Origin of the sequence: Methylocystis rosea (assembly GCF_003855495.1) — a bacterium.
Taxonomy (GTDB): Bacteria; Pseudomonadota; Alphaproteobacteria; order Rhizobiales; family Beijerinckiaceae; genus Methylocystis; species Methylocystis rosea_A.
Map to the genome: position 1 here is coordinate 1,246,711 of NZ_CP034086.1, position 12,353 is coordinate 1,259,063.

A 12,353-nucleotide genomic window follows, 5' to 3' on the forward strand; every position below is an offset into this window, starting at 1 on the left:
CCGCCCGCCGTCAAAATCAAAATCGAAACGCCCGCCCCGATCGGCGGGCTTTCTTTTTCCCGGCTACCCCGAAAGGTCCGCGCCGAAAACACACTTTCAAAGGTCCGCCTTTGAGCGTTCGAAGGCGCCAGAATAAGGCTAAGCTTGTGTTTGCTCGCTCGCCCCAAATCAAGGGGTAAAAAGGAGCGAGCGAACATCGAGCAAAAAGCGAGCAAGACCGAGCAGACGAATCTTGTATATCATTGATTTATATAATAAACGCCTTTGCTCGCTCGCTTGCTCACCGGGCAAAAGGCCCATTCTTGCTCGCTTGCTCACCCCTTCCCCTCCCTGGAGGGGGAGGGTGAGCGAGCAGAGCGGGCGAATGATCAGGTGAGCGAGCATAAAGTCTATCGCGGCAAGAGAAGGAATGGGGCATTCACAAGCCGCGCTCATAGCCGGGAGAAAGGAGTCGCCCCGCCGGACATTGAAACGCCGGGCGCTCGCCGCCGCGACTGCCAGGACCTTGGACGTGCCGCCGCCGCCGAGCGCCGATCACAGCCCCGGAAGCCTCAGGGGGCGACCCAAGCCATCGGGAGCAACCAAGCCGCGCCCAAGGGCTGCGGCGGCCTTGCGCTCTATACCGTTACTCGTCGACTGGCGGTGGGTCTGTGATTGCGCTGATCGATCAGTCGACGACTGCTCCGCCTGGGACCACTGGCGTCATAACCTCGGCATTTCCGATCCGGCTCGAACGGCAATAAGGGGGTCAAAAACCCCGCCCCAACCACTTACGCAGTACGCCTCGCCGCCGCCCCGAGCGCCGATCACAACACAAAGCCGTCAAAACCCGAAAAGTAATAACTACCTACAAACACCTTGCAACGTGCAAGCATAACCTTGCAATGTTGTGAGATAACCAGTCGAATAGAATATTCGCAAAAAATATTCAAATATCCGCTTGACAGAAACCCCAAGCTGATCTATCTGACGTTCAGATGGCGGAACTCGCCTTGCTTTTGTTTGATGGTTTTCACGATGCGATTGTTGACGCAGACGCAAGCCGCCGAGCGGCTTGGCGTTACCTCTGAGTCGATTCGGCTTCGGCGCAAAGCTGGCAGATTTCCCGAGCCAATCGAAAACGTGCCAGGCCATCGGCCGAAATGGTCGCTAGAGGAAATCGACGCATTGCGGCGCCCCGCCAAGGAGAGCTACGGCGATCGCGCGATGTCGCCAATCGAGTGGATTCGGCTTGCAGAGCAAGCGCTACGTGTCGAACAATTCGACAAGGCATGTGCGCTTGCCGAAACGCTCGCCGACGCTACGCCAACAGGACAGGGCCGAATGCTCGAACGCGCTGCGGTTTATGGCGAGGCGCGTTGCGGCTCGGCGCCGACGGTTTCTCCGCCCGATCACGCGGCGCGCCTCGCCCGCGCGAGGCGCCAACAAAAAATCGCGGCGCTCTTTTCGGAACGTGAACGCACAATGCTCGGCGCGATCCTTGTTGACGATGCGACATTCACCGAAGCCGGCGCACTTGTGGGGCTCGGGGCGAAAGAAGCCCGAGATGTATTCCTCGATTGTGTGGCGCGGCTGTAGCCCCACAAAATTCCGAAAGGCAATCCCGTGTCGAAACACGCCGTATATTCGCTAGACGGCGAACGCCTTCTGGACAAGGTCGACATTGCGCGGCTTGCCGGGCGCACGGTTCAAACAATTTTCAATTGGCGCAATCGCGGGCTCCTGCCGGCGCCAGTCGCCGCGCCCGGGCGTGAGATGTATCGCGAGTCCGATGTTTTGCGGATGCTGGGACACGCGCCAGCGGAGCCCGAACGTGAGTTGTCCATCGAACCGGCGCTTGAGGCGATCGAACGCGATCCAATGCGAGAGCAACGGGATTTAACGACGGTCCTCGCGCTCGCGGCGCGCTACCCTGGTTGAGACTACCCCCTTCTTAGATCGGCGTCGTAGGGCTTCACGACGCCGTGCGCGCCGCTTGTTCGCTTTCCGCAGACGGCGACGGCGGCGCGCATCTGCAGTTCTGTGTTTGGCGTCGCGGCGCGTTCGCCATTTCTCGCGCTCCGCCAATGGCGCGCCGTCTCTCGTTCACCCAGTCGCGAGACACGGCGCGCGCATCTTATTCAACACGCTTCGCCGTTCGGCGAGCGAAGGTTCATACCATGACATTGGAAAGTTCAGAGCGGGGCGACAGCTTCACGCATCCGCCGCCTCAAGCCGATGAAGTTTATATTTCGAAGATTCAACAGCAAGCATCTGTCGCGTTGTGGCATTTGATCCATGGCGCGAACATTCGTCCAGGCGACGAAATACGACTCAATCTTTCCGTCGTCACGGCGCGCGGCGAGATACACGATAGGCGCGTGTTGCGGGCGCCGGACAAGATCGAACGCTGACAGTTCTATCTCCCGCCCACCTATTGTCGCCTGTCGATAGTTGGAAAAAAGTTGGACGATGATTCCACAATGTATTGAGCAGGCACGCAGCGGCCTAGAGGCGCTTGAGCGTCACGCATTCGAGACTGGTTTAAGGATCGGCATTGCGCTTGGCGCTGCGCTTGCGCGCTTGGCTTAGGCCAACGGGGCGCGCTATGCAATCAGCCTGCGCATTGCTGGCGTAACCGCCGTGCGAACGCACGTTGCAATGTGCGCATCAGATACGCTGTTTGGCTTTTCTCGGCCGTTCATTCTGAGCAACTTTCGGTTGTGCAGACGGCGAGATGGCGGCGCGCGGATGGCAAGCGTGAACGACGATCAATAGATGATATCTATCATTGTGCGCGGTTTATGGGTCCTCCCGGCGGGGCTTCGTCGACCCGGGGGCAGCCCCGGCCCTCAATTTTTCGACATCTTTTCGTCGATTTTTGGTTAGTGCCAAGCGGCGAACGCCACAGTCCATCATAGAAAATACATATGAATGCTGCGCGAGCGCGCAGCCGCGCGCCAACAATTTCAAAGCGAGGAAATAGCAATCGTGAGCAATCCGCCGCTGCGCCTGAATATCACTGAACTCGCTGAGGAAGCCGGAATCAGCCGCGACCGCGCCCGCCGCGTTCTCCAACTCGCGGGTGTGAAGCGCGATCAACACCGACTGTATAACGCCGAAGAAGCCCGCCACGCATTGAGCGCCTTCGTCGACGCCTCAAAAGCCACGGGGAATCATCTCGCCGGCCGCGGCAGCGATACGCCCACGAACAGCAATCTTGAAGCCTTGGCGATCGCGCGCTCGGAAGCGGAGCGGCTGCGCATTCGCAAGATGGAAATCGCCCTCGCCAAGGAAGAAGGCAAGCTCATCTCGCGGGAAGCCGCGAACAATGCCGCGCGCGAGTTCGCCCTTCATATCCGAAACGAATGGCTCAGCTTTGGCGCTCGCGTTGCGCATTTGTTGATTGGGGCGAAGAGCGCCGATGAAATTCAGCGCATCTTGGACAGAGAAATCCGCGCGACCCTAAACGCTGCCGCCGACATTGACCGCTATTCGCTAGGATACGCTTACAGTGAGATTTGACGACGCTTCCGACCTCTTTCAGGCGATGTTTGATGCGGTCAAACCGCCGCCAGACCTAAAACCGTCCGAGGTGGCGTCGATGCTGCGTCTCCCGCGCGTCGCCAATTCACGGGCGGGCAAACTGACGCTTACGCCGCTCCAGGCCAAGGTCGCGGACTTGGTGACGCCGGAAGTTCGGCAGCTGACGCTTGCCAGCGCAGCGCAAGTTGGCAAAACCACGCTCGGACTTGTGTTGCTCGCGCACGCGATGATGAAAGGCGGACCGCTCGCGGCGGTGCGCCCCACGACATCGGACGCTGAAAACTGGTTTAAGGAGCATCTGCGGCCTCTCCTTCTCAATTCGCCGGCGTTAAAAGAGCAAATCACCGACATCAACGCTCAAGGAATAACCGGCCCTAATTTCTCACTGGCGTTTTGCAGCGCCTATCGCGCCGAGGACCTTTCCGGACGCGCCATCCGCGTCGCTCTTGGGGACGAAGTTTCGAGATGGCCTTCGTTGACCTCGAACGGCGAGGGCAACCCTGTTTCACTCTTGCGGCGACGCCTTCATACTTGGCGCGACTCATTGCTTATTCTCACCTCAAGCCCGCTCTTTCCCGAGGGCATCATCTGGCAAGAGTTTCTAGCAGGTTCGCAACATCGCCATTTCATCAAATGTCCCGACTGTGGCGAAGAAGACATATTAACGTTAGATCGCGTGGTTTTCGAGTCCGGCCGGCCTCAAGACGCCTTGCTCAAGTGCAAGAGTTGCGGCGCGCTTCATGACGAAGGGTGCCGCCTGCATATGATCGCGCATGGCGATTTGCGCCCCACAAACCCGGCCGCGCCGCCCGACCATATCAGCGTGCAACTCGCGGAGTTGGACTCGGAGTTTAGTTCAATCGCCAAGGTGGCGGCGCTTATCGACGGCGCAAAAACCTTGGAGGCGCAGCGCACGCTGCAATGTCTGTGCGCTGGGTTGCCTTGGGAAGCTCGAAAAGCTGTCGCGCTTGAAGTTGGCGACATCATGTCGCGCAGTATTGAAATAAAGGAGCCCTTACCGAAGGAAATCGAGTCGATAACCGCCGCTGCGGACGTGCAACAATCCAAGATTGTCGTTCAATGGGTGGGGCACTCGTCGGACGGCGCGCAGCATTGGATTCTCGACAGCAAGGATTTGTGGGGTGACACGACCGGCCCGGCGCCGTTCCAGATGTTGGACGAATCGTTTGATCGCGCATTCACATTCGCCAACGGGGAGAGACGCGCGGCGCAAGTGCGCTTCGTCGACGGCGGTTATTTGATTGAATCCGTGCTTCGCGCAGTTCTGCGCCAAAGAGGCAAAGGCCATAATTGCCACATCACTTTGGGGCGCGCCAATTGGGAACTGCCGGACCTGAAAAAATCGGCACGCTTGCGCGGTAAGATCACCGGCCTAATTCTCGGCGTGTCGAATTTGAAGATGCGCACGGCCGCCGGCTTGAGGAATGGCGCGATATTCACCCCCAAGCATCTCCCGCCCGAATGGTTCGAAGAATTGACGGCGGAAACCTTGGAGGTGCGCCACACGCGCAAGGGCACCATTCACGAATGGGTGAAAACGCCCGGCCGCGCGAATGAAGCATTCGATCTTATCGGATACAACCTCGCAGCGTGGCGTCTCGTTCAATCGCCTAAGGCGCAAACACCGCGCGAAAATACAAAGCAAACGGCCGCCGACATCGCATCTCGGCTCGCCGCTTTAAATCGGCGGTAGATAGCGACCGTTTACGCATCCCGTAATTATCCGAACCGACCGCCCCAAAAAAACACGTGGGGCGTTCATATTTTCATGCTCATTGAAAGGAGCAAAAATCATGGCTCTTAAACCGAACAATTCCCACAACATTTCCGAAGCGGACGCGAACGTGATTCGCATGACCGAACGGCTGCGAATGCAGGAAGTCTTACAGCACCCCGCAAGCGCCGGGCGCCTTGAGCTTGCGACGCGCCTCTTGGTCGAAACCAGTTTGTCCGGGGCAGAAATCGCGTCCATGCTCGAAAGCGCGCCAAAGCCTGCGGCGGCGAGCGCGAGCGCGTTCTTCGCAGCGATGAACACTGAGGGCGGCGTTGACGTTAACGCGCCGTTGTCTGAAGGCGGCGCGATCGACCCGAAAAAGGCGCGCTTGGCGGAACTCGAAGCCGCAACCCACGCGCACAACACCCTTAACGGATATGTCTCACGAGAGAAGGCGCGCGGCGTCGACGTGAAGGCGCGATGATTGAGGAGTCGTCGGCAATGGTAAAAATCACACAAAGCGACGGCGCATCGTCCGGCGGAACTGCGCGCCTGCCCGACGCCGCCGGCAATAGGGCGCTCCCGACGGCCGTCACTCATTCGTTCAATGTCTCGCCGGCAAATGCGGGAATAATCGACAGCATCGCGAATCCGGGCGAAAGGCGTTTGAGCTTTCAGAACTCGGCGATCGGTCATGGATTCTTTGGCCCTGTGTGGAGTTTCCACGGTGGTCCACAGGCGCGAGACGCTACCGAAGCGGCAAGGCTGCTTCAGGAGATCGGTGTATCAAACAACCTTCTCGCCACCCTGGTATTGAACCAGACGACGGTCGCAGTCGGACCTTACGGCCCCACGCTGTCCGCGCGCCCGGACGCCGAGGCGCTCGGCATTACCGCCGAGGAAGCGCGGGGTCTCGCCAGTAAGTTGGAGAAGGCTTGGCGCAAGTGGGCGAACAATCCCCAAGAGTGCGACGACTCCGGCCGTTTCAACTTTGCCGCTTTAGCGGGAGTCTTTTACGAAAGCTTCTGCAAAGCAGGAGAAGGCGTTGCGGCCTTGACCTGGCGCCAGCGCCCCGGCAAGCGGACGATGACGGCCATTCAACTCCTGGCGCCAGAGCAAATAGATCGTACGTTTACGAAGGAACAGGACGGCGTCTGTTATTTCCAGGGGATAGGTTTTACGGATGGCCGATGGACTCACGTTGCGCTGCGCGACATTCCGCTAGGCCAGACTTATGGCCGCGCGACAGAAACCAAAACTGTCAGCGTGAGAACGTCGTGGGGTCGCACAAAAATCATCCATGCCGGCGTCGCGACCGACCCACGCTCGACGCGCTTCCTGAGCCCGCTTGCGCCCGCAATCGCGAGTGCGCACGACCGGGAGACGATTGCTGAATACAGCATCGCGCGCCAGTTGCTTTCGACTTCGGCGACCCTCGCCATATCGAGCGACATGCCGACCCCGGTTGTGCGCGATATGGTCGACGCGACGCCAGACCTTCCGTCTGTGCCTTCTTTCGAAGCATGGATGGATTTGAAAGAGGCCAGATACGGCGGAGGAAAGACGGTCGCGCCGAAGCCCGCTCAAGTGCTGCATCTCCTTCCGAACGAAAAAGCGGAAATCATCCAAGCCGACAAACGCGCTGGCGAGGAATGGGATAAATTCGACTTTGCGCTTGGCGCGCGCGCGGCGTGCGCCTTCGGCGCGGATGTGCATCAAACCGTGGGGCGTTGGGAAAACGTTTCGTTTTCTTCGTCGCGCATGTCGACATATTTGCCTCATTTGATAACGCTTCGTCGTCGTGAGCAAGTCGTCTTTCGCTTCGCGCAACAAGTATATGAGTGTCTTGTTGAGGAGCTTGTGAACTCGGGCGCTATAGAGTTGCCGGCGAGCGTGGACTTCTTGGAGCACAAGGACGACATCTGTAACGCGAAATGGAGCGGCCCGGCGAAAGTGCAGCCCGACGAATCCAAACAAGCGAGAGCGGATGAAACACTACTGTCGCTTGGCGCAAAGAGTTTGCAGGAAGTATACAGCGAGCGCGGCATCGACTTTGAACAGGCCGTAGACGCTTTGCAGGCAGAAATTGCATACATGAACGCGCGAGGGATTAGACATCCGATGCAGGTGGCGCAGGGGCGCGCGAATGAGAGCGCGAACACCGGGGGAGGAAACTGACGATGGCCCCCAACAATCCGAATTGTGCCTCATCGTCGGGACTGGATGCACTGGCGAGCGTCGAAGACATCTGCAAAGCATTGCCGCAAGCGCGCGCGGCATATCTGCAACTACTCGCTGGTAAGAACGCGATTGAAGTCCGATTCAATGAGCGTTGGGTTTCATATGGAAGAGGCGATGCAATCGCGCTCAAGCAATGGATTCGCGAGGCCGAAGCCATCTGCAGCGATGGACCGTATGGGCGACGATTCGCAGTCCGCGCTTCCGGTCCTTACGCACGTCGTCACATGCCTTACGGAGCTTAGCCGATGACAGAAGACATTACCGCCTATGCGCTCGGCCTTCGTCATCTATCCGACAATGACGACGCCGAGCCGATCGAGGCCGCATTCATTCCCTCGATTGGCGTTATGCCACTCACAGAAGCCCACGCCCTTGGGGCGATAATAAAGCGCGTCGCATTTCTCGATCACGCCCTGGACAATGGACAGGAGATTGTTCGCTACGCCGATATGTTGCAAGGCAGGCGCGAACAAGCTGAGCGAGCCGGCCTTGCGATCGAAAACATGCCGCGTTCGATGCGCAAGATTTTAGACGCGGAACGCGCCGCTTGCGAGAAAGCGGATGCTGACTTTAAGCGCCGGCCGCGACTTTCGGCATCCGACAAAGCGGAAATCGCTAGGGAGAAAGATCGCATGCCGTTGGTGACGGCGAAAGCAGCGCAGTCACAGGAGCCCCAAGAGCAAGAACCTTTGTCCTCTTATGCTGCGGCGCTTCTCTCGCATCCTGAATGCGCGCTAAGGCCGGCTGCGACCCGATCGTTCCTTGCAATGCATGGCGAAGCCAAACCGCTTTACCAATCAATTTCGATAATCGCCGCCCTGCCGGCGGAAATTTCACTGAAGGAGTCTAACGTTATGTCTGACAACACCCCTGCCGAAGCCATGGCCCGCGCTCACGCAATCATCGTGCGCGCGGCGGAGCTTCGCGCCGCGGCTTTGGAGTTGAGTGGAGAACATGGCGACGCGCGCGCAAAAGTCGAATCGCGCCGGCTTCGCAACGGACTCAAGATGCACAGCCATTTTGGCACAAATATTGTGAAGGCGCTCTATGAAGCCGGAGCGGATGTTGCCGCGGTAGACGCCGCCGCAAAACGCGCTATTCAGCAGCTTGGCGTCTAAGCGTGATGCAGACGGCGGCCGGACGATCGGCGACTTACCTCATTCCGCGCAAATCGTCCTTGCGATCCTGACGGCGTTCGCGTGGTTTGCGTCGACGTGCTTCCTCTCGGGCGTCGTCATTGGGGCCATTCAAGTCGCTCGATACATGCGCACGCCGCGCCATCTGCGCGCTGAAAGATTTCCAGACCTCCACAAGTTTCGCGGTTAGCCGGGCGCACTCCAATGTCGCGCTTGACGACATGAACCTGTGGGCAGTGCCCGGCGCGTTGCAAACGAGCGCAGTCATGCTGCCCCCAGGATCAAGCAAAATCTCCTGAGTAGTTGGGGAGCGCCGCTGGCCGAAAGGTTGGCGGCGCTTTTTTGTCTCTATTATTTGTTGTACAAATGTTGTGATATGTAGAACTGAGACACGCACAAGTTATAAGAAATAAAAAAGCTTTGACTCGTCTGTATGAATACGCTAGCTAAGCTTCAGGCCGTCACGGAATGGTGAGCCGGAAAGGAGCTTGGGGCAATGCGCAAAACATCCGAACGTGTCGCGCCGATCGATCGCGCAACCGTGATGCGCGCCGCTCATAGCTTTCGACGGCGGCGCGTGTCGATAGTTGGTCGGAATGCCTGACCTACGCTTGGCGCGTCGCACGCGACCGGCGTGACCTTGCCGCTCGCCAATCACAAACCGCGGCGAGGGCCGCCTGAATTTCTCTCAAACGGTTAGGAGCCCAACATATGAGCAATGCAGTTGAACGCCCCAGCATTACGCCTGCCGTTGACGAATGGATTGTCGCCGATCGGATGCTTTGCGCGGCTTTTGATTGCGCGATTTACGATCGGCTCGCGCCCTTCCAGGTGCGCGCGCTCGAAAAGGCGCTGGACGCCGATGACGACGGCGAGGCAAACCACTTGGCGGATATCGCGCGGACACATTTCCAAAGCGCCTGTGCGGCGATGGCCGGGGCATTTAAGCGGGAAGCCGATTTGACGTTCAACGACGCCGCGCAAGCCGCAGCGCGGGAAATCAAGACCGCGATCGGGGATGACGAAGGCAAGGTTATTCCGTTCCGCGCGGCCACAGACGATTGATCGCACAAGAGCCGCGTGTCCGTTAAGTTATGGAAAAGTCAACAGAATTAGAGACAAGCCGTTGACCGGCGGACGCAGACAGAGCAACCTTGCCAAGTTGAACGCGGCAATTTTCTGCTCCCCGTTGGCCTCGCCCTCACAGGCGAGGCTTTTTTTTTGTTTGACGCTCGGGGGGCTGATTGGCCGTGCATGGCGTGCTAACGGTCGACAGACGAGAGCGGGGCCTTGAAACCGTGTCATGTCGGCCCCATGTTTCGCGCCAACTCTGCCTCTTGAGTCGATCAGTAGCGGCAGCTCGCCTTCAGGAGAGCCGTGCCCGCCGCGATTTGAACCTACGGCCGTCGACAGGGAGAGAAGCGGCCCGCACCCCTAACACCTCACGCCACCGGTTTTTTGTTGGGGCTGCGAGAGCGGAACAATCGGCGCGTGGAGGAGGCTTTTATGGAAGGTGACGATTCAGATCAAAAGTTAGCCGCAACCCTGCAAGCCATCACCGCTGAATTTAGGCGCATCGAAGAAGATTGCATTCATTCGGGGAAAGCCCATTTCAATGCTGCAGCCAGATGGAACCGCTACAACTATTTGTTGGGTCTTCCATCTGTGGTGCTCAGTGCAGCGGCCGGGGCGGCGTTTTTCAAAGACTATCCGATTGCGGCGGGCGCTATGGCCACGACCGTTTCGGTGCTGACGGGGCTCATGACTTTTCTCAAACCCTCCAAGATCGCAGGTGCTCATAAGAACTCAGGCGATCAATATCTTTCCTTGCGAAATGACGCCCGTGTGTTTCGAGAAATCCAGCTGCCGCAAGCGACAACCGCTCAGGCTGCAACAGAGGCCATCAGCAGCTTCACCAGCCGACGGAACGAATTAAACCAAGCCAGCCTTCAATTCTCGCGCCGCGATTTCGAGAAAGCCAGAAAGGGCATTTCCCAAGGCGAAGCCACTCACGCAGTTGATCATGGAGTCCTTTAATGTCGGTTCTGAGCTATCTGGAGAAACGGGCGAGTGATGCAGTACTTTCATCCGATGAGAAATCATCCATCTCTACATCCATAACGACCCTAAAAACCCGCCTGAACGTCCACTTCAGCTCGAAAGTGTCCGAGCACTTCCAGTTCGGCTCTTCTACGCGTGGCACGATCTTACCGCGTGCGATGGACGCGCATTCAGACATCGACTATATGATTGTTTTTTCCGAAAGGGGCTATGCGCCGCAGACCTACCTTGATCGTCTCAAGCGATTTGTAGAGACCTATTACAGCCGGTCAGAAATTTATCAATCGAGCCCGACGGTTGTTTTGGAGCTCAACCATATAAGGTTCGATCTTGTCCCTGCTCTTTCCACGGGGTGGGGCAGCTATGACATTCCCAGCGGCCTAAATAACTGGCAGTCGACAAACCCCAACGACTTCAATTCAACATTAGAAAATTCTAATAAAAACAATAGCTATCTCATTAAGCCGACGATCCGTCTGGCTAAATTCTGGAATGCAAAAAACGATTATGTGTTTGAGTCGTTCTCATTCGAGAAATGGATCTTGAATCAATATTTTTACGGCTGCGCAAACCAGCGCGACTACCTATTTTCCGCATTTGACGCGCTATCCGCCACGTCTCCTTCTGAGCAATGGCGGCGGGACAAGATCGAGAGAGCGAAGAAGATTGTAGCCGAGGTTCGACAGCTCGAGCGGGATAACAAACCCTATTCGGCAGAATCTGAAGTGAAAAGGCTTATTCCAGAGTAATGTGGCGGTTCAAGCTTTCCAGCCAGAAGGACAAAACGGAACCATGACAAATCCAAAATCTAACGGACCGCACATTGAAAACGGCAGTCTGAGCTCTGCCATGCTGCAAAAGGGCCTAAGTTCCGGCAATCTCCAAACAGCTTTGAGCAAACCGGCACAACCTCCCGCCTCGCCCACCAACACGGGCACATCGCAGGGGAATAGCTCACAAGGTTCGAGTTCGAGCCCGCAGGATGCGTCGAAGAAGTGAGCGTCGCAACAGATTTGGCGTCGGCGACCGGACAATGCATCCAGGCCGCCGCCGCGGTCATTGGCCTTGGCGCGATCTGGTGGCAAATCCGGGAATCGCGGAAAACATCTGACGTTCAGTCGCTTCAGGCGTTCCTGCGCGACGCAAAGGAACACGAGAACGCCCTTTTGCGAGCGACAACGGAAGACGAGCAACACCAGGCCTTCATTGAATTTTTGAATTTTTTGGAGGCTTATTCCGCCGCGATCAACGGCGGGCTTTTCCCTAGGGTCACATCGGACATCGTCCGAGAAAAAATCGTTGAGGCTGTTGCCATGATTACGGAGGCAGAAGCCTGGCACGGGAAGCTTGCCGCGGCGATCACGAGCAAGACGACCTTTAAGTGCCTGAAGATTTTTATGCGGCGAGAAAAACCCGCAATCTCGGCCGCTATCCGCGCCCGCGCCGCCTTATCCAAGTAAGTTTTGCCTCGGCGGGGCATTCAGTATGGCATTAGATGCACGTCGCGCGACCCGCACGCTGAACGGACGAAGCGGCGGGACCGCGCCAAAAGCGGATAAGTGGAATCTCTGCGGCGTTCCGCAGCGCATCGAACGGGACAACGCCGGGCAGGGTGTAGCCTCGCTTTGTCCCAATGTTGCACTACGCGTTCGTTC

At 57.7% G+C, this 12,353-nt stretch carries 13 protein-coding genes; all 13 read left to right on the forward strand.

Translation table 11 applies throughout. The annotated features are described in order from the left end of the window. Positions 1-1,026: 1,026 nt before the first annotated feature. The 13 genes from EHO51_RS05945 to EHO51_RS06005 all read left to right on the forward strand — a co-directional run bounded on the left by EHO51_RS05945 (position 1,027) and on the right by EHO51_RS06005 (position 12,158). Positions 1,027-1,578, forward strand: coding sequence for a helix-turn-helix transcriptional regulator (locus EHO51_RS05945; RefSeq protein ID WP_124738122.1), 552 nt, complete (start codon positions 1,027-1,029; stop codon positions 1,576-1,578). A 27-nt stretch (positions 1,579-1,605) separates the two neighbouring features. Beyond that, the gene (locus tag EHO51_RS05950; RefSeq protein WP_164479355.1) at positions 1,606-1,920 is read left to right on the forward strand and encodes a MerR family transcriptional regulator; all 315 of its coding nucleotides are present in this window, start codon (positions 1,606-1,608) and stop codon (positions 1,918-1,920) included. A gap of 239 nt (positions 1,921-2,159) precedes the next feature. After that, positions 2,160-2,393: a hypothetical protein gene (locus EHO51_RS05955; protein ID WP_124738124.1), complete on the forward strand. Its 234-nt coding sequence runs from the start codon at positions 2,160-2,162 to the stop codon at positions 2,391-2,393. Between the two features lie 577 nt (positions 2,394-2,970). Beyond that, positions 2,971-3,504 (forward strand): hypothetical protein, encoded by a 534-nt coding sequence (locus EHO51_RS05960; RefSeq protein ID WP_124738125.1) that lies wholly within the window; start codon positions 2,971-2,973, stop codon positions 3,502-3,504. After that, positions 3,494-5,239 carry a terminase gpA endonuclease subunit gene (locus tag EHO51_RS05965; RefSeq protein WP_124738126.1) on the forward strand — a complete coding sequence of 582 codons (1,746 nt, stop codon included), beginning with the start codon at positions 3,494-3,496 and terminating at the stop codon, positions 5,237-5,239. Before EHO51_RS05960 ends, EHO51_RS05965 begins: the two co-directional genes overlap by 11 nt. Before the next feature lie 100 nt (positions 5,240-5,339). After that, on the forward strand, positions 5,340-5,744 hold the full coding sequence (locus EHO51_RS05970) for a hypothetical protein (RefSeq protein ID WP_124738127.1): 405 nt from the start codon (positions 5,340-5,342) through the stop codon (positions 5,742-5,744). Between the two features lie 17 nt (positions 5,745-5,761). After that, complete coding sequence (locus EHO51_RS05975) at positions 5,762-7,438, forward strand: phage portal protein (RefSeq protein WP_164479356.1); 1,677 nt, start codon at positions 5,762-5,764, stop codon at positions 7,436-7,438. A 2-nt stretch (positions 7,439-7,440) separates the two neighbouring features. Further along, complete coding sequence (gpW, locus tag EHO51_RS21380; RefSeq protein ID WP_124738129.1) at positions 7,441-7,743, forward strand: gpW family head-tail joining protein; 303 nt, start codon at positions 7,441-7,443, stop codon at positions 7,741-7,743. 3 nt (positions 7,744-7,746) lie between these two features. After that, the gene (locus EHO51_RS05985) at positions 7,747-8,619 is read left to right on the forward strand and encodes a hypothetical protein (protein ID WP_124738130.1); all 873 of its coding nucleotides are present in this window, start codon (positions 7,747-7,749) and stop codon (positions 8,617-8,619) included. Between the two features lie 729 nt (positions 8,620-9,348). Next, the gene (locus EHO51_RS05990; protein ID WP_124738131.1) at positions 9,349-9,702 is read left to right on the forward strand and encodes a hypothetical protein; all 354 of its coding nucleotides are present in this window, start codon (positions 9,349-9,351) and stop codon (positions 9,700-9,702) included. Positions 9,703-10,143: 441 nt separating this feature from the next. After that, on the forward strand, positions 10,144-10,674 hold the full coding sequence (locus EHO51_RS05995) for an SLATT domain-containing protein (RefSeq protein ID WP_124738132.1): 531 nt from the start codon (positions 10,144-10,146) through the stop codon (positions 10,672-10,674). Further along, complete coding sequence (locus EHO51_RS06000; protein ID WP_124738133.1) at positions 10,674-11,447, forward strand: SMODS domain-containing nucleotidyltransferase; 774 nt, start codon at positions 10,674-10,676, stop codon at positions 11,445-11,447. Before EHO51_RS05995 ends, EHO51_RS06000 begins: the two co-directional genes overlap by 1 nt. Before the next feature lie 246 nt (positions 11,448-11,693). Further along, entirely contained in the window at positions 11,694-12,158 is a 465-nt protein-coding gene (locus EHO51_RS06005; protein WP_124738134.1) for a hypothetical protein, read from the forward strand. Positions 12,159-12,353: the final 195 nt, after the last annotated feature.

Coding starts and splice junctions, on each gene's coding strand:
- EHO51_RS06000 (WP_124738133.1), top strand. CDS start 10,674: ATGTCGGTTCTGAGCTATCTGGAGAAACGGGCGAGTGATGCAGTACTT.
- gpW (WP_124738129.1), top strand. CDS start 7,441: ATGGCCCCCAACAATCCGAATTGTGCCTCATCGTCGGGACTGGATGCA.
- EHO51_RS05995 (WP_124738132.1), top strand. CDS start 10,144: ATGGAAGGTGACGATTCAGATCAAAAGTTAGCCGCAACCCTGCAAGCC.
- EHO51_RS05970 (WP_124738127.1), top strand. CDS start 5,340: ATGGCTCTTAAACCGAACAATTCCCACAACATTTCCGAAGCGGACGCG.
- EHO51_RS05975 (WP_164479356.1), top strand. CDS start 5,762: ATGGTAAAAATCACACAAAGCGACGGCGCATCGTCCGGCGGAACTGCG.
- EHO51_RS05985 (WP_124738130.1), top strand. CDS start 7,747: ATGACAGAAGACATTACCGCCTATGCGCTCGGCCTTCGTCATCTATCC.
- EHO51_RS05990 (WP_124738131.1), top strand. CDS start 9,349: ATGAGCAATGCAGTTGAACGCCCCAGCATTACGCCTGCCGTTGACGAA.
- EHO51_RS05955 (WP_124738124.1), top strand. CDS start 2,160: ATGACATTGGAAAGTTCAGAGCGGGGCGACAGCTTCACGCATCCGCCG.